Annotated in this window: 20 protein-coding genes; 7 read left to right on the top strand and 13 right to left on the bottom strand. The window is 68.0% G+C overall.

The window, feature by feature from the left end:
- Positions 1–14: 14 nt before the first annotated feature.
- Entirely contained in the window at positions 15–1,433 is a 1,419-nt protein-coding gene (gene boxB, locus F8566_RS45785) for a benzoyl-CoA 2,3-epoxidase subunit BoxB (RefSeq protein WP_151570040.1), read from the bottom strand.
- Between the two features lie 2 nt (positions 1,434–1,435).
- The gene (gene boxC / locus F8566_RS45780; protein WP_151570038.1) at positions 1,436–3,163 is read right to left on the bottom strand and encodes a 2,3-epoxybenzoyl-CoA dihydrolase; all 1,728 of its coding nucleotides are present in this window, start codon (positions 3,161–3,163) and stop codon (positions 1,436–1,438) included.
- A 730-nt stretch (positions 3,164–3,893) separates the two neighbouring features.
- Here boxC and F8566_RS45775 point away from each other — a divergent pair.
- Positions 3,894–4,247: a MerR family transcriptional regulator gene (locus F8566_RS45775; RefSeq protein ID WP_151570036.1), complete on the top strand. Its 354-nt coding sequence runs from the start codon at positions 3,894–3,896 to the stop codon at positions 4,245–4,247.
- Between the two features lie 48 nt (positions 4,248–4,295).
- On the opposite strand, the gene F8566_RS45770 is transcribed toward F8566_RS45775, so the two are convergent.
- From F8566_RS45770 to F8566_RS45755, 4 genes are all read right to left on the bottom strand, one after another.
- Complete coding sequence (locus F8566_RS45770) at positions 4,296–4,748, bottom strand: YbhB/YbcL family Raf kinase inhibitor-like protein (RefSeq protein ID WP_151570034.1); 453 nt, start codon at positions 4,746–4,748, stop codon at positions 4,296–4,298.
- A 33-nt stretch (positions 4,749–4,781) separates the two neighbouring features.
- A complete protein-coding gene (locus tag F8566_RS45765; protein WP_151570032.1) occupies positions 4,782–5,417 on the bottom strand; it encodes a flavin reductase family protein in 636 nt (211 codons plus the stop codon).
- A 249-nt stretch (positions 5,418–5,666) separates the two neighbouring features.
- The gene (locus tag F8566_RS45760) at positions 5,667–7,343 is read right to left on the bottom strand and encodes a multicopper oxidase family protein (protein ID WP_151570030.1); all 1,677 of its coding nucleotides are present in this window, start codon (positions 7,341–7,343) and stop codon (positions 5,667–5,669) included.
- The gene (locus tag F8566_RS45755) at positions 7,336–7,833 is read right to left on the bottom strand and encodes a hypothetical protein (RefSeq protein ID WP_192810233.1); all 498 of its coding nucleotides are present in this window, start codon (positions 7,831–7,833) and stop codon (positions 7,336–7,338) included. Before F8566_RS45755 ends, F8566_RS45760 begins: the two co-directional genes overlap by 8 nt.
- 132 nt (positions 7,834–7,965) lie before the next feature.
- Here F8566_RS45755 and F8566_RS45750 point away from each other — a divergent pair, with 132 nt between their 5' ends.
- A complete protein-coding gene (locus F8566_RS45750; protein ID WP_151570028.1) occupies positions 7,966–8,862 on the top strand; it encodes a LysR family transcriptional regulator in 897 nt (298 codons plus the stop codon).
- A 37-nt stretch (positions 8,863–8,899) separates the two neighbouring features.
- On the opposite strand, the gene F8566_RS52515 is transcribed toward F8566_RS45750, so the two are convergent.
- Positions 8,900–9,022 (bottom strand): CBS domain-containing protein, encoded by a 123-nt coding sequence (locus F8566_RS52515; protein WP_264159542.1) that lies wholly within the window; start codon positions 9,020–9,022, stop codon positions 8,900–8,902.
- A 151-nt stretch (positions 9,023–9,173) separates the two neighbouring features.
- Here F8566_RS52515 and F8566_RS45745 point away from each other — a divergent pair, with 151 nt between their 5' ends.
- Complete coding sequence (locus F8566_RS45745; RefSeq protein WP_151570026.1) at positions 9,174–10,424, top strand: cation:proton antiporter; 1,251 nt, start codon at positions 9,174–9,176, stop codon at positions 10,422–10,424.
- Positions 10,425–10,499: 75 nt separating this feature from the next.
- Entirely contained in the window at positions 10,500–11,795 is a 1,296-nt protein-coding gene (locus F8566_RS45740) for an ArsB/NhaD family transporter (protein ID WP_151570025.1), read from the top strand.
- 40 nt (positions 11,796–11,835) lie between these two features.
- On the opposite strand, the gene F8566_RS45735 is transcribed toward F8566_RS45740, so the two are convergent.
- From F8566_RS45735 to F8566_RS45720, 4 genes are all read right to left on the bottom strand, one after another.
- Positions 11,836–12,486 (bottom strand): class I SAM-dependent methyltransferase, encoded by a 651-nt coding sequence (locus tag F8566_RS45735; RefSeq protein WP_192810232.1) that lies wholly within the window; start codon positions 12,484–12,486, stop codon positions 11,836–11,838.
- Positions 12,483–13,079: an SRPBCC family protein gene (locus F8566_RS45730; RefSeq protein ID WP_151570023.1), complete on the bottom strand. Its 597-nt coding sequence runs from the start codon at positions 13,077–13,079 to the stop codon at positions 12,483–12,485. The genes F8566_RS45735 and F8566_RS45730 overlap by 4 nt, the downstream gene beginning before the upstream one ends.
- A gap of 57 nt (positions 13,080–13,136) precedes the next feature.
- A complete protein-coding gene (locus F8566_RS45725) occupies positions 13,137–13,760 on the bottom strand; it encodes a DUF2867 domain-containing protein (RefSeq protein ID WP_151570021.1) in 624 nt (207 codons plus the stop codon).
- Positions 13,761–13,928: 168 nt separating this feature from the next.
- Complete coding sequence (locus F8566_RS45720) at positions 13,929–14,213, bottom strand: putative quinol monooxygenase (protein WP_151570019.1); 285 nt, start codon at positions 14,211–14,213, stop codon at positions 13,929–13,931.
- A gap of 245 nt (positions 14,214–14,458) precedes the next feature.
- Here F8566_RS45720 and F8566_RS45715 point away from each other — a divergent pair, with 245 nt between their 5' ends.
- Both F8566_RS45715 and F8566_RS45710 read left to right on the top strand, forming a co-directional pair.
- Complete coding sequence (locus F8566_RS45715; protein WP_151570017.1) at positions 14,459–15,139, top strand: response regulator transcription factor; 681 nt, start codon at positions 14,459–14,461, stop codon at positions 15,137–15,139.
- Between the two features lie 27 nt (positions 15,140–15,166).
- Positions 15,167–17,455 (top strand): sensor histidine kinase, encoded by a 2,289-nt coding sequence (locus F8566_RS45710; RefSeq protein WP_151570015.1) that lies wholly within the window; start codon positions 15,167–15,169, stop codon positions 17,453–17,455.
- Between the two features lie 856 nt (positions 17,456–18,311).
- On the opposite strand, the gene F8566_RS45705 is transcribed toward F8566_RS45710, so the two are convergent.
- Together F8566_RS45705 and F8566_RS45690 are read right to left on the bottom strand one after the other, a co-directional pair.
- Positions 18,312–18,803: a hypothetical protein gene (locus F8566_RS45705; RefSeq protein WP_151570013.1), complete on the bottom strand. Its 492-nt coding sequence runs from the start codon at positions 18,801–18,803 to the stop codon at positions 18,312–18,314.
- 1,006 nt (positions 18,804–19,809) lie between these two features.
- Entirely contained in the window at positions 19,810–20,292 is a 483-nt protein-coding gene (locus tag F8566_RS45690) for a hypothetical protein (RefSeq protein WP_225994126.1), read from the bottom strand.
- A gap of 150 nt (positions 20,293–20,442) precedes the next feature.
- Here F8566_RS45690 and F8566_RS45685 point away from each other — a divergent pair, with 150 nt between their 5' ends.
- Entirely contained in the window at positions 20,443–21,771 is a 1,329-nt protein-coding gene (locus F8566_RS45685; protein WP_151570009.1) for an aspartyl protease family protein, read from the top strand.
- The last annotated feature ends 230 nt before the right edge of the window (positions 21,772–22,001 follow it).

The following is a 22,001-nucleotide window of genomic DNA, read 5'->3' as shown; positions in this document are numbered from 1 at the left end:
GTCACCGTCCGGCTTCAGGCGAGGTGGACGTAGTCGTAGTCGAACGGCTTGCCGTTGATGCCCTGCCGGGGCGGCGCGATCCAGGCTGCGATCTTCCCGGGCTGGTGGACCGGCTGCATCAGCGAGCGGACATGCGCCTTGTCGACGTCGGTGGGCAGCCAGCCGCCCTTGCGCCGCTCCCACTCCTCGGCCGAAATGATCTCGCCCTCGGGAGTGGCCTCGATCCCGGTGAACGCGCCGACCCTGCGGTTGAACGCCGCGTGCGGCAGGCGCAGCCGCTGCGGCACGCCCGCTTCCTCGAGGATGCGGTTCCAGCGGTTGAGGCCGTTCTGGCAGTCGGAGATGTACTCGCGGCGCAGGTCGGTGTTGAGCCCGACCAGGGCGGCCACCTCGGTCTGCCCCACCGTCCCGTCCACGATCGCATCGACCATGATCGAGTCGTCGGTGAGCCGGTGGTCGTCCTTACGGCGCTCCTCGGCCCAGCGGCCCTTGAGCCCCGCGGTGAAGTAGTTGGCGACGTTGGTGGAGGTCTCGCCGCCGAACAGGTCCAGCGACACCGAGTAGTGGAAGTTGACGTACTTCTGGATCACCTCGAGCGGGATGCCGCCATGCGCGATGACGTCGTCGGTGTCGTGCTCGCGCATCAGCTCCACCGTCCGCTGCACGACCCGGTCGATGCCGGTGGTGCCGACGAACATGTGGTGCGACTCCTCTTTCAGCATGAACTCGCACGTCCTGCTGAGCGGGTCGAACGCGGACTCCTTGAGGGTGCCGAGCTGGTACTTGCCGTCGCGGTCGGTGAAGTAGGTGAACATGAAGAAGGAGAGCCAGTCGGGAGTCTCCTCGTTGAAGGCGCCCAGGATGCGCGGCGACTCTTCGCTGCCGGAGTTGCGGTGCAGCAGTTCCTCGGCCTCCTCGCGCCCTTCACGGCCGAAGTAGGCGTGCAGAAGGTAGACCATCGCCCACAGGTGCCGCCCCTCCTCGACGTTCACCTGGAACAGGTTGCGCAGGTCGTACAGGCTGGGCGCGGTGGCACCCAGGTTGCGCTGCTGCTCCACCGACGCCGGCTCGGTGTCGCCCTGAATGACGATCAGCCGCTGGAGGTCGGCCCGGTACTCGCCGGGCACCTTCTGCCAGACCGGTTCCCCCTTGTGCTGGCCGAACGCGATACGGCGGTCCTCCTTGCGGTCGGCCAGGAAGATGCCCCATCGGTAGTCCCGCATCGCCACGTGCCCGAAATGCGCCCAGCCCTCGCGGCCGACGTTGACGGCCGTTCGCAAGTACACGTCCTGGGTGGGCAGGGACGGACCCATCGAGTCCCACCACGACAGGAAGTTGGGCTGCCAGGATTCCAGCGCGCGCTGCAGGCGGCGGTCTTCGCGCAGGTCGACGTTGTTGGGGATCTTCTCGCCGTAGTCAGCGGTGGTCGTCATGCTCAGACTCGCTTCTTGTCGAAGTCGGCGCGCTGGCCGGTGCCGTATTTGCGCAGCGCCCCCTCGGGGCCGGAGGCGTTGGATCGGTTGAAGATCCAGTTCTGCCAGGCGGTGAGGCGGCCGAAGATCTTGGTCTCCAGCGTCTCCGGTCCGGCGAACCGGTAGTTGGCTTCGAGGCCGGTCAGGGCGTCGGGGCTGAAGCTGGTCCGTTCCTCCACGGCGATGCGGACCTCCTCCTCCCAATCGATGTCGTCGGGAGCGAAGGTGACCAGGCCGAGCCGCTCGGCGTCCTCGGCCTGGAGCGGCTCGCCGCGGGCCGCCTCGGCGGCGTCCAGGCCCTCGTGGTCGCCGTAGAACCGGGTGCCCAGCCGGGTCAGGCCGTTGCCCATCGGCAGCGGCCCGAGGTTCATCGGCCCGACCGTCACGGCGGCCGGCTCCGCGTCGGGGTCGATCTCCTCGAAGACCCCTGCGAGCTGGAACGAACGGTCCGCGGCCAGCGCCAGCTCCAGCAGGGATCCGGCGAAGCAGCTGCCCGGCTCGATCAGCGCGATCAGGCTGCGGCTGGTGACGTCCAGCCGTTTGAGCGTGCGCTTGAGGTAGAGCACGATCTCGTTGGCCAGCCAGTCGTCACCGTTGTCCAGCAACAGCGCGTCATGGGCCAGAACGTGCCCGGCATCGCCCCGCGTGCGCAGCAGCCAGGTACCGAGGTCGGTCTCGTTGGTGCGCAGGTCGAGGATCAGGTCGTCCAGTTCGCGCGCCAGCGCGAGCGTATAGAAGTCCGCGCCCTGCTCGTGGACGTCCTCGATGCGGCCGGGAGCATCGCCGTCCGGCCCCAGCACGGTGATCTCCACGAGGCCGCGGGCACGGTCCAGAACCGCGCTGACATACCGGTATCTGATGCGGTCGTCGCTGCGTTCCTTTGCCAGTGGGGTCAGTTCGATGCCGCGCACGCCGGTGGGACGGCCCGAACGCGCGGCGAGCTCGCCGGCGCGCTGCTCGACCGTCTTCTCCCACACGCTCCGGGGCACGATCTCGTCCACCAGCCGCCAGGCGACGGCCTTCTTCCCGCCGACTCCATCGGACTTGGTGGAGAAGTAGTCCGCCACGTCGCGGCGGACGTGCCGCTTGTCCGACACCCGGGTCAACCCGCCCGTGCCCGGCAGCACGCCCAGCAACGGCAGCTCAGGCAGCGACACCGCCGAGGAACGGTCGTCCACCAGCATGATGTGGTCGCACGCCAGCGCGAGCTCGTAACCGCCGCCCGACGCGGTGCCGTTCAACGCCGCCACGTAGGTCTGGCCGGAGTTGGCGGTCGCGTCCTCGATGCCGTTGCGGGTCTCATTGGTGAACTTGCAGAAGTTCACCTTCCACTCGTGCGGCGAGGCCGCCAGCATCCGGATGTTCGCGCCGGCACAGAAGATCTTCTCCTTGCCACTGGTGATCACCACCGTGCGCACCTCGGGATGCTCGAACCGCAACCGCTGAACAGCGTCGTAGAGCTCGATGTCCACGCCGAGGTCGTACGAGTTCAGCTTGAGCTCGTAGCCGGGGAGCAATCCGCCTTCCTCGTCGACATCCATCGTGAGAGTGGCGACGGCACCATCGAAGGACAGCCGCCAGTGGCGGTAACGAGCCGGTCCGGTCCTGAACTCGACCCGACCAGGAACATCGGCGTCATCAGGCCTGTCATCGGCCGCACCGGAGGTGGGTTTGCCTGCCAGAAGGGTCATCGACTCGTCCTCTCTGCTCCCCACAAGACTCTACAGATTCAAGTCGCTACGTCAAGAAGTAGTAGAATATTACGTCCACGTCGCCGTTCATGACAGTCGCCGCTCATGACAAAGGCGGGGCCCGATCTCTCGAGCCCCGCCTGGATCCGGAACCGCGCCGTGAAGGTCGATGGCGCCTCTAGGTCCCGGACCAGCGAACTGAGTCGTGTGCTTCCGCTCTCCTTCACAGGGTCGTCGGCGCCGTTCGCCCGCCGAGCGGCTCCGTGTGGAGAGGGTCATGGAGTGCTCTGCTCGGCGAACGGCGCCGGGATGGCTTCGGGTCGTCGACGAACGCCCGCGGAGGCGGGGAGCGCTGGCGCCCGCGGGATCTGATCTTTCTGCCGGGGGCGCCGTCGAACGGCTGCACGTGCGGCGAGGCGGCCCGGGGACGCGGCGGGCGCGGTCGCTTCGAGGGCCTCTCGGGAGGGGCGGGCCACGACGGCAGCCGGGGCGGTACGCCAAATCCGGCCGCGATGAGCGCGTCGAACTCGCGGCGCAGCCATCGTGGGTCGGCGCAGATCAGGTCTGCAAACCTCGCGTACACCTCGGCTGTCGTCGGGCGAGCCACGTCGATCACTCCCTGGAACCTCTACTAGCGCCACCAGGCCACTGACCGATACACTTTTTCTATAGTCCGGGCTGCAGAAAAAGTCAAGCCCCCAACTTGGACTTCCCCGGGATGGACGGCCGGATGGCGATGACCGACAAGCTGGAGGATCCCGATTACCCGGGCTACACCACCGGCCAGGCCGCCGACGTGCTCGGTGTCCAGCAGGCGTTCCTGCGCAGCCTGGACGCCGCCGGCGCGGTCAGCCCGCACCGATCCGACGGCGGCCACCGGCGCTACAGCCGCCGCCAGCTGGCGTTCGCCCGGCGGATCCGGGAGCTGTTCGACCAGGGGCACACGCTGGCCGCGGCGTTGCGCATCCTGTCACTGGAGGACGAGCTGGCCGTCGCGCACGCCCGCATCGAGACGCTGAAGACCCAGCTCACCGCACAGGCCGGCGGCGCCGAGACGCACCGGAAGGAAGATCTTCGTTCGTGACGACGGCCGTCCACCGGGCCAGGGTCGTGACGAGCACCCCCCTATGGCTCACCGGCCGTACATGCCGACCAGCGTGCCCGTCGCGATGGCCTTGACCTTGACCACGGCGTTCAGGTCCTCGGCGGTGAACCCAGACGACAGGCCGGAGGGTTCGGACAGCGCGCTCAGCCGGAAGACGTAGCGGTGCGGCTCGTCTCCGACGGGCGGATGCGGCCCCCCGTAGCCGAGGCTTCCGTACCCGTTGCGGCCTTCGGCGGCGCCGGACGGCGGCTGCGCCGCCTCCAGGCCCTTCGACTCGGGCGGAATCCCGGCCAGCAGCCAATGAACGAACGTGCCGCTCGGGGCGTCCGGATCTTCGCACACCAGCACGAGCTCCCTCGCTTCCTCAGGCACGCCCGACCATTCCAGCGGCGGCGAAACGTCCCCTGAGTCGTGCGCGTACTCGGCCGGGATGAAGGTGTGTTCGTGGAACGCGGCGCTGCGCAGTTTCATCTCCTTCATGACGTTCCCCATTCCCGTCAGGCGGCCCGGGACTCACGAGGGGGCGGCGTCCAGATGAGGCATCTTCCAGCCCTCGGCCAGTCTTGAAGGGTGCACGTTCTCCCCGCCACCGAAGAACTCGCAGAACTTCATGATCAACGGATCCCAGCCGAGCGGGTCCACATGGTGCGTTCCCGGAATGACCAGCGACTCCTCGACATGCGTCCGCAACACCTCGACATGGATCGCCGCAGCCCTCACTGAAGGGCCCTCGACCGGATGGTGCGCCAGCACCCGGCACTCCATCTGGATCGGGCACTCCGCCACCCGCGGCGGGCTCACCATGTCCGACGCCTGCTCGGTCAGCCCCGCCAGCGCGAACTTGTCAGCCACGTACCGATACCCCTGCGCCGCCTTGCGCTCAGGTACGTCCCGCCGGCCCGTCGTCATCGCGATGCGGTCGACGGCCTCCACCATCCCCGACGACGGCAGATTCAACACGCACTCCCGCTCCCTCAGCAGGTTCGCCGTCGTCTGTCCGCTGCCGCCGAGCCCGAGCACGCAGTGCTGCCCCAGCCACCACGCCGACGACATCGGCGCCAGGTTCGCCGTCCCGTTCTCGTTCCGTGAACTGATCAACACCACGGGCGTCCCGAAGTACAACACCTTCAACCCAGGAACCACATGCATCGCAACCCCCTCCACACAGCGACTCTCTCCCACTCCCCCACCCCGCCGCTGGCAGGAATCCGCCCTCACGTTCCAACCGAAAGCCGCGGTGACCCGGTCGTGTGGCCACGCCAACAACGCCCCGGGCCGGGCGTCAGTGCCTGGCTGTATCAACGGTCCCCGACCACGTTCACCCGCGCCTACGCCGAGAACCTCGTTCACCGGCTGACCGGTCGATAGGCGCCCGCCTTCTTTGCTTGAGCGAAAGTGTCAGGTGACTTCGAGGTTGGCCATCATTCCCATGTCCTCGTGTTCGGCGTTGTGGCAGTGGAAGAGGTAGCGGCCGCGGTAGGCGTCGAAGCGTGTGATGATCTCCACTGCTTCACCCGGCCTCAGTGAGACGGTGTCCTTGAGACCCGCGTCGTGGGGCAACGGTCGCCTGCCGCTGCGCGAGAGCACCCGGAAACCGACCAGATGCAGATGGACGGGATGGTGAACGTCGGCGATCAGCCGCCACACCTCGATATCGCCGAGACGGACGGTGACGTCGGTGCGCGCGGGGTCGAACGGCTTCCCGCCGATCAGCCATCCGTGGCCGCCGCGCATCCGCCCGGCGCGGAAGGAGAACTCGCGCACCCGCACGGCGTCCGACCGGCGCCAGGTCGGCAGATCGGTCGAGAGGACGCGGGCGACGCGGCTGCCGTCCTTGGCCTTGCGTGCGACACGGAAGGCCATCACGTCGCGGGTACGACCGGAACCCAGCCGGTTGACGACCATGACGCGACCGCCGATCGGAACACTCGAGAAGTCGACGACCACGTCATGGCGTTCGGCCGGTGCGATCGGCAGGAACCGGTGGGTGACGGGAGCCGCGAGCAGGCCCTGGTCGGCGCCGACCTGGACGAGATCGAGCCGGCGTCCGTCGTCGGTGACCGCTTCGAGTTCGTAGTGCCGGGCGTTCGAGGCGTTCAGAACGCGCAGCCTGTACCGGGCCGCGTCGACCTCGTGCACGGGCCACGGGGCGCCGTTGACCAGGATCACGTCACCGAGGACTCCGGCGAGATAGGGCTCCTGGACACCCGGCTGCTTGCGCAGGGTGGGGTCGAGGGCGGGGTAGGCGAGGCTGCCGTCTGCGGAGAACGCACGGTCCGCGATCATGAGGGGCAGCTCGCGCCGTCCCGCCGGGAGGCAGAGTGACTCCTCGGCGTCGTCGCGCACGATGTGCAGACCGGCGAGGCCCCGCCAGATCGCGGGGGCGGTGAAGTCCATCCGGTGGTCGTGGTACCACAGCAGCGCCGGCCGCTGGTCCAGCGGGAACGTGTAGTCCCGCGTCAGTGTGGTCTCCACCGCCCGCGGGTCGTGCATGCCATGCGTGCCGCTCATGTCATGCCTGCCGTGGCCGCTCATGTCATGGCCGCCGTGGCCGTTCCGCATGCCCGGGGCGGCGCCGACAGCGGTGCCCGGCCAGCCCTCAGGCAGAACGAGGTCGGTCGGGTACCCGTCGGAGTCCGCCCGGGTCCGTCCACCGTGCAGGTGCACGACGGTCGGCACGGGCAGCTCGTTGCGATGCGTCACGGTGACCGGCCGACGGCGGCGCGACTCGATCGTCGGACCGGGGAAGGTGCCCTCGTACGTCCACAGCGGCGTCCTGACACCGGGCAGGATCTCCGCGGTCGCTTCACGCTGGGTCATCTCGTACCGGTCGACTCCGCCCGAGGTGCTGACTGGTTTCAGCACGGGCGGGATCGGCAACGGCACCTGGAACGGGGGCGGCAGCGGCACCTCGCTGCGCAGTTCGGCGCCGGTATGCGGCGGGCGGCGGGCCAGTGCGCCCCCGGTCGTCAGCCCGGTGAACGCCACCAGCCCGAGCGCTCCGCCGATGCCCAGCGCCTGCCGCCTGGCCATTCCACGGGCACCACCCGACTGGCCGTCCTCGTGCTCACTCATCGTCAGTCTCCTGCTGCTTCGGCTCTGCCACCTTCCGCAACTGCGCACGCCGGGCTTCGTCCCGCCGTATGAGGGGCCGGCGCCATACGCCGACGAACTGCACGACGAGCGCGGCGATCGTCGCCACACCCAGCGGGAAGTGCAGCCACAACGCACCTTCCATCCCGGCGAAGTACTGGACCGTCTCAGCCGCCACCAAGGCCAACGTGCCGAGCAACGGGGAGACCCGGCGCAGCCGAACCCAGACAACGATTGCCACGATCAGCTGCACGTAGCCGACGGAGGTGGTGACGTTGGCGCCTGCCTCATGCAGGCGCAGCCCCTCGTAGTCGCCGCTCAGGAACACGCCGGCGAACACCGGCTGACCGAAGATCGCAACTACGTGCGCGCTGACGACGGCCCGCAATGCCCACCCAGAGGGCGTCGTCCGACACGCGACATCGGATCTGGCCGGAATGGCCGGGCGGATCTTGTCGGCTGCGGTGACCATGGAACGCCCTCCTCACTCTGTCTCGATTCGCGATCAGCCACGACGTTATGACTCTGGCGTTATTCTGTCTAAGATCAATATTGCTATGACGCTATGATGTCCGGGGCATGACGAGTGAGGGGTGAGAGGGCCATGGACCTGAACACGCTCAGGCAGTTCCTCGTGGTGGCGCGGCTGGAGCACCTCAGCCGCGCGGCCGACGAACTCCACATCGCCCAGCCGTCCCTGAGCCGCACCATCGCCCGGCTGGAGAGCGAGCTCGGCACACCGCTGTTCGACCGGGCCGGCCGGCTCCGGCTGAACGACACCGGAAAGCTCTTCCGCGGTCACGTCGAACGTTCCCTCGGCGAACTGGACGCGGGGCGACGAGCCGTCGCCGAGGCGGCCGGTGAGGGGTTCGGCTCCGTGAGGCTGGCGTCAGAGACCTTTCTCGCGCTCACCGGACCGCTCGCGGCGTTCAAGCGGGCCCATCCCTCCGTCGAGATCGAACTGCACCAGATGCCGGCCGAGGAGATGGCCCGGCGCCTGCGCGCCCAGGACATCGACCTCTGCGTCGCGTCACAGCCGATCCGGGCCGAGGAGGTGGAGGCGGTCCAGCTGTCCGATGAGGCGGTGTGGCTGGCCACGCCGCTCGACCACCCGCTGGCGGGCCGCACCTCGGTGAGCGTCGACGAGCTCGCCGGCCAGCCGTTCATCACCGCCCGCAAGGGGCACTGGCAACGCCGGCTTCTCGATCGGCTCTTCGCCGAAAGGGACCTGGTTCCGAAGATCGTCTGCGAGGGTGACGAGCCCGCGGCCATCGCGGAGCTGATCAGCGCCGGACTCGGCATCGGCCTCGTCCCCGCCATCGCCCGACGCATCGCCGCCCGTGCCCCCGTCGCCTGGATCGCCGTCGACCACCCCGACTGCCGCCGCAGGCTCACCCTGTTCTGGAGCACCGACAGCCGTCTGCCGACCGCCGCCCGTCTGATGCGCACCACGATCACCAGCTGGAACTGGATCACTGGTGATTCCCAGGAGGAACGATGACGGCCCAGTCTCGCGACAAGGTCCCACGCGATGGACATCATCTGCCGTCCACGACGATCAGTCCCGGGAGCCGGTGTTCGGCCGGCAGCGGGGCGGCCTCAAGCGCACTGCCGTTCAGGGTCACGGTCGGGTGGCCGACGGCCAGTTCGTGCGCGCGCACCTTCCCGGCGCCGACCCAGACTGGTGATCATGGGATGGCTGACCGCGAAGCTGACGTGTGGAAACGGCGTGAGAATCTCGTTAAGGTCATGGACAGGTGAGCCGGGAAGTCTGGTCGGCAGGTCCCTAGCCGATCGATCCCGAAGAGATCCATGACACCCTTGTTGCTGGCGTTCGCCGGGCTGCTGCTGCTCGCGGTCCTGCTGTCCAATCTGGCCAATCGCACCATGCTGTCCACGGCCGCGCTGTTCCTGGTGGGCGGTTTCGTGCTCGGGGACGGCGTCACCGGGGTGCTGTCGCTGAGCCCGGGTGACTCGCTGGTCGCGGGGCTCGCGGAGCTGGCGTTGTTCGCGGTGTTGTTCGCCGACGGCATGCACGCCGGCTGGAAGGATCTGCGGTCCGCCTGGCGGCTGCCCGGACGGGCGCTGGGCTGGGGTCTGCCGCTCACTCTGGGCGTGACGGCGTTGCTGGCCTACTACGTGGCCGGGCTCGGCGTGGTGGAGTCGCTGCTGGTCGCGGCGATCCTGACGCCGACCGATCCGGTGTTCGCCGCCGCGCTGGTGGGCAACGACCGGGTGCCGCCGCGGCTGCGGCACCTGCTGAACGTCGAGTCCGGGGTGAACGACGGCCTGATCCTGCCGTTCGTCGTGCTGTTCCTGGCGATCGCCAAAGGCAGCGACGATCTGCATCTGGGGGAACTGGGCAGCGAGCTGGCGCTGGGTCTGGTGATCGGAGTGGCGGTGCCGTGGGCCGCGATCATGCTGGAGCGCACCCGGCTGTTCGCGATCTCACCCAAGTACGAGCCGCTGAACGCGGTGGCGATCGGCCTGCTCGTCCTGGGACTCGGCAAGGCCACCCACGGCAACCTGTTTTTGGCCGCGTTCGCCGCCGGCATCACCGTCGCGACCATCGGAGACCAGCACAGCAAGGCCTTCTCGGAGTTCGGTGAGCTGGTCGCCGAGCTGCTCAAGCTCGCCGCGCTGCTGGTGTTCGGGGCGCTGATCTCGCCGGCGTTCCTGGGCGAGGTCAGTGTGTCGGGCTGGGTGTTCGCAGTGCTGGCATTGGTGCTCGCCAGGCCGGTCGCGCTGTGGGTGTCGTTCCTGCGGTCCGGGCTGAGCGCACGGGAGCAGGGCGCGGCCATGTGGTTCGGGCCCAAGGGTTTCGCCTCGGTCGTGTACGGACTGCTCGTGCTGGAATCGGGCATCCCCGCGGCCGATGAGATCTTCCACCTGGTTGCGGTGACCATCGTGCTGTCGATCCTGGCGCACTCCTCGACCGACGTCGTCGTGGCCCGCGGGTTCGACGACGAACACGAGGTGCCCGCCTGGTACGGGAAGGCACGCACCCTGGTCCGCCGTCCCGGCCCGGCCCCACAGCCCACCCCCGATGAGAACTCTCAGTGATCGATCGAACTAGCGTGGTGGCAGGCGCACCCGAAGGCTGATCGGCGATCTTCTGCGCAATCCGTTCTGACAGGAGTGTTCTTGGCTGCCACCCTCGCCATCGCGATCTTTGTGACCGCTTATGCCTTGATCGCGTCCGAGAAGATCGACCGGACGAAGGTCGCGCTGGGTGGAGCGGCGCTGATGCTGCTCTTCCACATCACCGACGCCGAGAACGCCTTCTTCTCCGAGGAATCGGGGATCGAGTGGAACGTCATCTTCCTGCTGCTGGGCATGATGGTGATCGTCTCGGTGCTGCGGCAGACCGGCGTCTTCGAGTACCTGGCGATCTGGGCGGCCAAACGAGCCCGCGGCAAGCCCTACCGGCTCATGGTGATGCTCGTGGTCATCACCGCGGTCGCCTCGGCACTGCTGGACAACGTCACCACCGTCCTGCTGATCGCACCCGTCACCTTCCTGGTCTGCGAACGCCTCAACCTCAAAGTGGCGCCCTACCTGATCGCCGAGGTGATGGCGTCCAACATCGGCGGCACCGCCACCCTGGTCGGCGACCCGCCCAACATCATCATCGCCGCCCCCAGCCGCGGCGACCTGTCGTTCAACGACTTCCTGATCCATCTGGCGCCGCTCGTCATCGTGCTCATCGCGGTCTTCTGCCTGATGTGCCGCTGGCTGTTCCGCTCAGCGTTCACCTACGACCCGGCACTGGCTGAAGAGATCATGACGCTGGAGGAGCGCGAGGCCATCACCGACCGGCGGCTGCTGGTCCAATGCCTGCTCGTCCTCGGGGTGGTGGTGGCGGCGTTCGTGCTGCACCCGGTGCTGCACTACGAACCCTCGGTGGTGGCGCTGCTGGGCGCCGGGCTGCTGGTCGCCGCCACCAAGGTCACCACCGAACAGGCACTGGAAGAGGTCGAATGGCCGACCCTGGTGTTCTTCGCCGGCCTGTTCGTCATGGTCGGAGGCCTGGTCGAAACCGGCGTCATCTCCAAGATCTCCCAAGCCGCCGCCGACGCCACCGAGGGCCGTCTGGGCTTGGCCACGATGCTGCTGCTGTGGGCGTCAGCCGGACTGTCGGCGGTCGTGGACAACATCCCCTACGTCGCCACCATGAGCCCGATCGTCGCCGACCTCGTCCAGCAGAACGGCGGCAACGACAAGGCCCAAGTCCTGTGGTGGGCCCTCGCACTCGGCGCCGACCTGGGCGGCAACGCCACCGCCGTCGGCGCCAGCGCCAACGTCGTCGTCCTGGGCATCGCCGCCCGCAACGGCACCCCCATCAGCTTCTGGCAATTCACCAAATACGGCCTGGTAGTCACATTCGTCACCGTCGCCCTCGCCACGCCGTACCTGTGGCTGCGCTACCTATAGAAGGAACGGGCCGACCAGCCCACCGAGCCCGTCGCGGCGGTCAGATGCGGGCTTCGAACAGGGCCACCGAGCCTTGGACGGCGATCCGGTGGAAGGCGAAGCGCCGTCCCAGTTCGGCCTCCAGGTCGGCGGCTGTGTCGTCGACATTGTGAAAGACGTTGCGGGCGTTGAGCAGGCGGGCGGCCAACGTGGAGGACGGGGTGTGGCGCACACCGCGGGCAAGGACGGTGCTCCCGAATACGCGCGCCCCTTCTCCCAGGTACGGAAGCACCCGGTCGAAGATCACGGCCTTTTCCGAGATGGCGCCTGGAACGCAGTGGAGCAACAGGTTGAGCCCTGCCGAGTCGAAGCGCGCGTCGCCGAGGTTCAAGGGTTCCAGGACGTTCCGCAGGTGCGTGTCCGGTTTGTGGCGGGCCAGCCTCCGGCTCGCCGTGGCCAAGACGGTGGGGTTCAGGTCGACGAGGCTGATGCGTGACCCGGCGGCCTGTTCGCAGTTGTCGAGGAAGTAGCCGGTGCCTGGGCCGAGTTCCAGATGCCGGGGTCCGACGTTGCGTTCGTACTGGGCCAGCATGACCTCCGGTGGGCACCGCCAGACCAGCCTGCAGACCACGCCGAGCACCCCCATGTCGTAACCGCTTAGCACGGCGCGAGAGTAGACCGCGGCGCCACTCCAGGCGTCCGCCCTCATCATTCGCGGTCCCCGGCGCGGCGTCCCGCAGCGGGAGGACGTCCCGTTCCGGGTGGGCGTCCCGCAGCGGGAGGACGTCCCGTTCCGGGCGGGCGACGCCGGGCGGCCTTCCTGCCGACGCCTCGCAGCAGCCGGGCTCTGCGGGGACGGCGGCGCGGGCTGGCGATCTCGCCGGTGAGACCGCGTTCAAGATTGTCGAAGATTCCCTCGATGGTCTCGCCGTGAATCACCTTGCCGACCAGCGGCCATGCCACCCGCATGACGCTGGGGAACGAGCCGTCCAGCACATGATGTATCCGGGTGCCCTCCCGCACCGGCTCCAGGACGAATCCGTGGCCGTCGTCAGGGTCGTGCTCCATGCCGAAGCGCAGCTCCCGGTTAGGCGTGACAACGGTCACCTTGCAGTTGACCAGCGCCGCCCCAGTGTCGTGGATCATCGGCGCTTCCTCGTACAGACCCTCAGGGAAGCGGACCCATCCCCACAGGGAGGGGTAGACCGGATCGTTGTCGGTTCCCATGCGGCTCAGCAGGTCCCAGACCCGCTCGGGCGGAACGCGAAGGACTCGCTGGCGCTCATCATGAACGCGATAGGACATCGCCGCTCTCCTCTCACCGGCCGCATGTCTCGGCTGGCGAGCTTGATGTTGACTGCGTCACTTGATGTTGGTCCCCACTTGATGTTGGTCCACGTTCTGACCTTCAGCTCGCAACTGCCAGCCGCGTCCGATCGAGCGCATCAGCATCGGGTACACCACCAGGTACCGGAACGGGGCGATCGCGGCCATGTAGAGCTTCCCGAGAAGGCCGTTCGGCTTCACCAGCACGGCCATCTGGCCTCGGTGGCCACCGGACTCGTCCTGGACCCAGCCGATGTGCATCACCGCGTGCACCGTCCGGTTGGCGGTCTCCGCCGCCCACTCGTCGTCGGTGAGGTAGAGCGAGGTGAACGGAACCGCGCCGGGGTCCGGGCCGCGCGAGATGTCGCGGAGATCCGCCGGCAGCCGGTCGCGCAGTGACGGCACACGTGCGCCGACAGCGGCGCCGGGCCCGTCCAGGCCGAGCAGCCCGCCGAGCTTCCAGCGGATCGCGAAGAGCACGCGGATGACGAGGGGCATGTCCTTCAGGTCTTTGCCTTCCGTCATCTGGCGTACCAGTCGTTCGAGGTCGTCAGGACCGCCGGGCGTCGGCAATGCCCACACGTCCTCGATCCGGAAATCATTCGTGATTTCGTGGATCCGCCAGGGGCGGGAAATGTGATCGGTTTTCTGAAGTTTCATTCCTGGACCTCCGGCCCGCTCAATGGGATGTGGCTCGTTACGCGCCCGGCGTGAAGCCGCCCACGACGTCAATCGGAAAACATCCGGCCAAGGTGGCCGGCGACCTGGCCCTGATCGCCAGAACCCCCTGATGACGGCACTGCCAACGGCACTGCCAACGCGTCGGCTTTATAGGGACCGGAGATGGAAGACGTCACGAGGGAGACGTTCGCGTTCGTCGTAGGCGAAGTCCACGCCCGCGGCTCCGGCGATGGCGAAGGACGCCTTTAATGCCTCCTCGGATTCCCACTGCCCGGTTGTGACGATGGCGCCGCCGTCGACCGTGACCCAGCAGGCGGCCGACAGGCATCCTGGCGTGGTGCTCATGGTCTCGACGGCCTGGTGTACGCGGGAGATGAACTCGTCGAAATACTCGGGCTCTGGGTAGTGGACACCGACAAGGCCGACTGTCATCCCGTCGACACCTCCTTGGGTTGTGATGGCGCGGACAGGCGCTGGGTGCCGGCGCCGCAGGCCCCGCCCGCAGTGAGCCCCTCCGGACACCTGCGGCGCACCTGCGCCCTCCGCGTAACGGTCGGTGTCGACGGTACGGAGCGTGCGGCCACGGAACGATCCGGGAGGCATCACTGCCTCGGGCGTGAATCCGCCCGTGGACGGTGGTGCGAGCACGAAATCGGGCAGGTCATATGATCGCTACCATGGCACTGCGGGTCGTCTTCGCCGACGACGACTATCTCGTTCGCGAAGGGGTCGCGGCCCTGCTCGGACGCGTTGACCGCGTGGAGCTCGTCGGAACGGCGCAGGACATGCCGGGACTGCTGGGCGCCGTGGACGAACATCGCCCCGATGCCGTCCTGACCGACATCCGGATGCCGCCGACGGGCTTGAACGAGGGGATCCGCGCGGCCAAGGCCATCCGCCGCGACCATCCCGGGATCGGCGTCGTGGTGCTGTCGCAGTACGCCGAGAGCGGCTACGCCTACGACCTGCTGGGCGAGAGCGCCGAGGGCCTCGGCTACCTGCTCAAGGAGCGGGTGACCCACGTCGACGAACTCGTCCGCGCGCTGGAGGAGACGGCACGGGGCGGGTCGGCGCTCGACCCGAAGGTGGTGGACGCGCTGCTGGCTGAGCGGCGCCGGGTGGCGGCCTCGCCGCTGAACCTTCTGTCGGAACGGGAGCACGAGGTCCTCGCCCTGATGGCCGAGGGCAACAACAACGCGCGTATCGCGACGAAGCTGACGGTGTCGGTGCGCGGGGTGGAGAAGCACATCAACGCGATCTTCTCCAAGCTCGGCATCGCCGAAGAACCGGTGGTGCACCGTCGGGTGAAGGCCGTCCTGCTCTACCTGGACGACCAGGGACTGCTCTCCCCCGGCTGAGGCCGGGGCGGCGAGCCGGGGAGCCGAATGCGAGCCGGGACGCGGGGAGCGCGACAGGCCAGGACGCCGGACCGGCCTGGGCGACGGCTCAGGACTCTGAACCGGGCGGCGCGGCAGGTCCGCACGCTGGAACGGGCGCCGGAGCGGGTGGCGCGGCAGGTCCGGATTCTGGAGCGGGTGGCGCGGCGGGCCGCACACCTGCTGTGGCTGGGCACGGTGGTCCTGGCGTCGGCGAACTTCCTGTTCGCCGTCCTCAACGGCACGGACGCGGCCGGCTTCGGAATGGCCTACCCCATCGGGATTTCGGTGATGTCGGTGGCGTTCTCGGCGGTCGGCGCGGTGGTGTCGCTGCGGCTCCCGGCGAACCCGATCGGCTGGCTGCTCAGCTGCATCGGCGTCGCGATCGTGGTGACGGGGCTCAGCCAGTCCTATGCCGTCTACACCACGTTCACCCGTCCGGGCGCGCTGCCAGGTGCGGAGGTGGCGAGCTGGGCCGGGACCTGGGTCTGGATCTTCGCGGTGTTCCCGTCGGGCACCCTCTTGCCGCTGCTCTTCCCCGATGGGCGGCTGCGATCCCGGCTGTGGCGCGCCGTCGCATGGCTGGCCGCCGCCGACCTGGCCGCCGCGGCGGTGTGCTACGCGATCGTCTCGACCGACCGGCATCCACGCACGTTCCGGCCGATGATCGACGGTCTGGGCGACGTGCTGCTCATCACCGTGCCCGGCGGCGCGTTCGGCCTGCTCGCCGTGCTGGCGGCGGCGTCGAGCGTGGCCCGGTACCGGCGGGCTCACGGTGACGAGCGGCAGCAGCTCAAATGGTTCGGCGCCAGCATCGCCCTCGGCGCCACGTCGGTGACGGTCCAGCTCGTCCGGCTCGTGGCGCAGCCGGATCCGTGGTTGAACGCGCTGCTGGTGCTGGGTTCGTGCACGCCCATCGCGATCGGGTTCGCCATCTCCAAGCATCGGCTGTACGACATCGACGCCGTCCTGCGCCGGACGATCGTCTATGCGACGTTGGCCGCGTTCATCACGGCGGTGTACGTCGCGGTGGTCGCCGGGATCGGATCGGCCATCGGCACGCGGGCGGACGGTGGGCCGCTGCTGCCGCTGCTGGCGACGGCCATCGCCGCGCTGGGTTTCGGCGGCGTCCGCACGCGCGCGAAGCACCTCGCCGACCGGCTCGTGCACGGCGTCAAGGCCACGCCGTACGAAACGCTGTCACACCTGTCCGAACGACTCGCATCCGCGGCTTCGATCGACGAGTTCCTGCCCTCGCTCACACGCGCCTTGGCGGACGCCACCGGCGCCTCGCGGGCGGAAGTCTGGGTCAAGGTGGGAGATCACCTCCATCTGGCGGCCGCGCACCCGCCGGTCTCCGCCGCGCACCCGGCTGAGCCGCTCATCCTCGACAAGCCAGGCAGCCTTCCGCCCTTTGAATGGGCGGACGCGACGGCGGCGGTGCGCGACCGGGGCGAACTGCTCGGGGCGATCACGCTGGCCAAGCCGCCCGGCGACCCGCTCACCGAGCGGGACGCCGCCCTGACCGCGGACCTGGCCGCGCACGCCACGATCGCATTCCGCGACGTCGCCCGCACCGCCGAACTGCGGGAGTCGCGCAAGCGGCTGGTGACCGCCCAGGACTCCGAACGCCGACGTCTGGAACGCGATCTGCACGACGGCGCGCAGCAACACCTGCTGGCGATCGCGACCAAGGTCAGCCTGGCCAGCCACCTCCTGGACGACGGGACGCCGCCCGAGACCCGTGCGCTGCTCGACGAACTGGGACACGACATCGGAACGGCCCTGGAGACGCTCCGCGACCTGGCTCGCGGAATCTTCCCCGCGGTCCTCGCCGACCAGGGCCTCGTGCGGGCGCTCCAGGCGCACGCCGGCCGGCTTCCCGTCCCGGCGGAGCTGACCGTCACGCCCGGTCTGGTCGCACAGCGATTCGCGCCCGAGGTCGAGATGGCGGTGTACTTCTGCTGCCTCGAAGCCCTGCAGAACGCGACGAAGCACGCCGGCACGCACGCGCCCCGATTGAAGCTGACCTGCGACGACGGCACTCTGGAGTTCTCGGTGTCGGACGACGGACCCGGCTTCGACACGCGGCGCGCCACGCCCGGCACCGGACTCCGCAACATGCGAGACCGGCTCGAGGCCATCGACGGCCGCCTGGAGATCCGTTCGGCTCCAGAAGCGGGCACCACGGTGTGGGGACGTGTCCCCACTGCCGCCCACGCGTCGCATGTCTCCCTGAACGACGAGTGCGCTGAGCCGACCGCGCTGCGGTCCTCTGATGGTCCAACCGACCGATGACCTTGCGCACTGCACCGGTCGGATCGACACGCTGATGGTGGCCGGCGGGCCGGGCATGCGGGACGCTCGACAGACCCCATGCCACGACCACTGATCCGCGGCGACGAGCCTGCTCACCGTTATCCGGGGGCCACCGTAGAAACGTGACCCGATCTTCGCACGTGGCTGCCGCGATGGACGGCCCTGGCCGGCAAGACCGGCTACGTCCACATCACCGCCACCGCCCCGGGAGCAGCCTCTCAGCAACAGCGGGGCGACCGCAGCGCGCCGAGCACGAGGGTGATCGGGACCAGGGCGACCGGGATGGTCGGTGCACATCGCGGCTCTGGGCGCGGTCGGCGTCCAGGAGGGCGGTCACCATCGGCCGTCCAACTTCGAACGCCGTTACCGGCACCTGGCGGCCGATGGAATCTACCCAGGCAAGGACGGAGTACATCCCTGGTCAGCGCAGCCAGCGCTGGCCGACGCCACGGCCTGGCCATTGCGACCCGCCTGCCCTTACGCGTGCCCGGTGAGCCGTGGGCGCCGCCGCGGTCTCACGCAGCATGACCGGGGAGGGGTTCCCCCTCACGCAGCATGATCGGGGAGGGGTTCCCCTGACGTCGTGGCTGCAGGTGGTGGCGGAAGTGACATCGCACGGGCACCAGACCTGGATGGTCGAGGACCACATCGCCAAGTTACCTCTGTGGACTCTAGAACGGCCAGGCCCCGGACGGCCCAGCCCTTCAAGATCACAGACTGATTCAATGAATCGGGGACCCATGGGGACCCGCATAGCCGGGGCCTCCGGGAAGGAGAGGCCCCGGCAGGGGTCAGAAAGGTGAGCGCACGGCCCGCGGCGCCGGGCCGCGGAGGCTCAGTTCACCTTGGGCGAGCCGCCCAGGGATCCGTGCTTGTCCCCCAGTCCGTCGAGGTTGAAGTTGAAGGTGTAGGAACCATCGCCCGTCCAGCCGCCCATGGCGTTCGAGTTGGTCCACGGCGTGAAGCAGTACTTCTTCAGGGTCGTGTACCTGTTCATGTCGGAGGTCCAGTTGCAGGAAGCCTTCGCCTTGTCGGCGTCGTTCCGCTCAAGGCGCGGATGGACGATGAACTTGTCCCAGTCCGTGCCTCCGTAGGTACGCGCGTAGTCCATCTGGATGTAGGCCCGGCGGAGATAGCCGTCCGTCTCGATGCAGGCCTTCAGGAGGACGTGGCCGACGACGGGAGACGTCTGCTCCTTGGTCGGCCCGCACTTGATCGTGGCGTGGGCGGGTGCCGCGGTCAGGGCGACCATGGCGCCCGCTGCCAGCGCCGGAACGGTGACGGCGGTCGAGATTCTTCGGATGGTGCGTGACGAGAGTCGGGTCATGGCGTGGGGCTCCTCTCGAATCAGAGCCAGAAGGCTCTGGATCGGATGAGTGCCGCCTCCCCCGCTGGATCGGCACGCCCCAACTGAAACCTGTTCTACCTGGACCACTCCAGGATCCGCTCGCCCTTTTGAAACTTCCCTAACAATCTCGGACGCACCGCAGTCGCCCAGCCACGCATCGCGAGTGCGCCACCGGATCGCGGAGCAAGCCGAAGGCACCGCTTCACGAGAATCGCGAAGCAATGTCGCGCTCACCCCTTTGCAGTTTGGTCAGTCCTCCATCCGCGGTCGTTTTCGTTGGCCGAGGCCGTGGCACGGGACTATGAAATCAAGCCCCCCGAGTGCCTTGGATTTCGGCAATGGCCAGGCCAAACGCACGAGGCGGATCGGAAGTCCCCGCCAGCCTCGAGTGCAGAGGCCCAGGCGGGATCGTCTTTCACAGGCGGCAACCGTCTCGCGCAGATCCAAAGGATCGCCGTGCCGCGCTTGTCACCCGATGGCGAGCACGTCGCCGGTGTTGCACTCGATGTCGCACAGGGTCTCGGTCTCGGCGCCCTGCAACACCACGAACGAGCACCACACCAGGCAGTCATGGATCTCCGTCACTTGGCCCGGCCGCCACACTAACTACCTCTTGAACTGCGGTCACGAGGAGGAAGGAGCCTCAGTCGGGAGGCTTGTTCCCTCGCCTCTGCGGCTTCACGCGCCGCTTGGGCACGGTCTTCTGGAAAGAGCAGATGGACCGCAAGTTCGTCCAGGACCTCAGCGATCGCTTCACGCCATTCAGCGGTCGCCAGAATGTCGGCGGAGTCCTCGGACCGCCTCGCGCGAACGCATCGCAGCATCCTCAGCGCGGACTTCAACTCCGGAGTCACAGATCACCTTTGTCGTGGGCGTAACGGAAAGCTATGGCCGTTCGGGTGCCACGTTGGTCAGTTCCTGCCAGCGAGCGACGTGCTGCTGGTGTGAGCCGGTCTTGGTGGCCTGCGCGATCGTGTGCGCGGCCTCATCGTCTGGTCGACCCCTCGCGGGTGAGCAGGGTCAATGGCCATGCCGGTTCGTGCGGGTGCCCGCCGTCGAAGGGCTGCCAGTCAAAGGGCCCGGCGAATCGCCAGGCACCGCCGGCAGCGTCGGCTACTTCGTCGTCGGCTTGGAGGAAGTCGTAGGGACGGAACAGCAACTTGAAGCTGATGGGAATGTCGTCGTGAGGGTCCAGGCTCATGCCCTGGTCTTCAAGGTCGGGGGCATGGCTCTGGCCTGCCGGCAGGACCGTGGTCAAGGTGTGCGGGCGAGGCAGCCAGCCGGTCTCCAGGGGCGGGTCGAAGTGGTCGACGCTGATGACGTGCACGATGGTGGGCGGGATGCCGACCTGGCAGGTCGCGCCGGGCCACTCGACCACGACATAGTCCGGGGACAGGTCGGCCACTCGGGCGTCAATAAAGGGGCAGGCGATCTGAAGCACGTCCCCGACCTTGTGGTCCAGATCCATGCTCCAGCCCTCCTGTTCCCTGCAGTCTCTCGGGAGCCGAGCCCATGCGGCTGCAGAGTCAGGTGAAGAACCGCCCATTGGCCACCAGTCACAGCCGGGTCACAGCTTTCCGCACCGTGCTGTGACCTCTTGGTCGCTAGAAAGTGGCGTGTGGAAGGCGATCACGAAAAGGAGAAGGCCGTGGTTGATGACGGTGAATGGGACCGGCGTTCGCTGTTGCGGGGCGCCGCCGTGGTGGCCGGTGCCGCCGCGACGGCGCCAGTGCTGGGCGAGGCTGCCGCGGCGCAAGCCCGCGGCGGTGACGCGGACGCGTTGTTCAAGGCCGGGGAGTTCGAGCAGGCCGGCCGCGCGTACGAGAAAATTCTGAAAACAGACCCCACAAACCTGCACGCGGCCCGCCAGCGCGGCTATGTCGGGCTGGTGGCCAACCAGTTCCCCGATGCCGAAAAATATCTGAAGATGGCCATCGAGCTGGCACCCACTGATAAGCAAGCCAACCAGTTCCTGGCCGACTGCTATATCCGGCAAGACAAATTCTCTCTCGCTGTACCATGCGCGCAAGCGGCCGGGAACGAAACCGAAGCCAAATGGCTCGCGGCAGTCAGCGGCAAGCCGTACCAGATCCATGGCGACAGCGCACGGCTGAAATGGAAACAAACGGACCCGTTTCCGATGGTAGAGGCCTCGGTCAACGGAGGACCACTGAAGCGCTTTACGTTCTACACCGGCACCGCGCCGCTAAGCGTGTCCGCATCAGTAGCCAAAGAAGTCGGGCTGCGTGCCGTGACCAAGCACAAGCTCGACTTCTTGAAGGGCGTCATCTGGCGGTACCTCGGGGTGCTGGAGTCGTTCAAGCTGGGCGGCATCGAACTGCGCAACATTCCCGTGAGCTGGTCGGAGTGGGAGTCGGGCGGAGATGTCGACATTGAGCACGACGGCATGATCGGCACGTGGGTCTTCTATCACTTGCTGACCACGTTCGACTACGCGGGCCAGCAGCTGATCCTGCGCCGCCGCACCCCCGAAACGGCCAGGAAGGCACGCGCCGACGCCGAACGAGCGGGCGCCAAGCCCCTGCCGCTGTGGCTGGCCCGTGAGCACATGTGCCACAGCAGGGGCAGCATCGCAGGCTCCGGTCCACGGGTGATGGCCGTGAACTTCGGCGGAACCGGCGAGATCGCCGCGGGCGTGCACGGGGAAACGGCCAAGCAGCTGCGGATCCGCATCGACTACGACCGCCCGGTCGAGACGGCCGCCCACAGCCACCCAGTCGTCGTCTATCCCTGCTACCCCGAGGAGGTCCGCCTCGGCAACGCCGTCGCCAAGGACTTCTACTGCTACATGAACCCAAAACGGTCGCTCACCCCGTACGGGTTCGATGTGCCAGCCCACTTCTCCCACAGCTTCTGGAAGCCCTACACCATCACCCTCGACTTCACCGACATGAACCTCTACATCGCCCGAGGCAAGGCCACCTGATCACCGCGAAACCGCACGGAGCGCAGACCTGAGCCGTCATCGCGGCGATCGCCGACGAATCCCCGGCCTCCGGCAAGTGCAGGGTCACCGGCCGATTAGGCATCTACCGTGCCCGGTGGCCAACTGCGGTGCTCAGCCACAACACGAGCGAGCGATCTGACCGGGTAGCGGGAGCGCATTGCTGCCCCGTCCCCTCCGAACCGGACGTGCGACGTTAACCGCATCCGGCT

The organism is Actinomadura rudentiformis (assembly GCF_008923185.1).
Taxonomy (GTDB): Bacteria; Actinomycetota; Actinomycetes; order Streptosporangiales; family Streptosporangiaceae; genus Spirillospora; species Spirillospora rudentiformis.
Note: the sequence above shows the minus strand (reverse complement) of the source record. Positions and strands in the feature narration are given on the sequence as shown.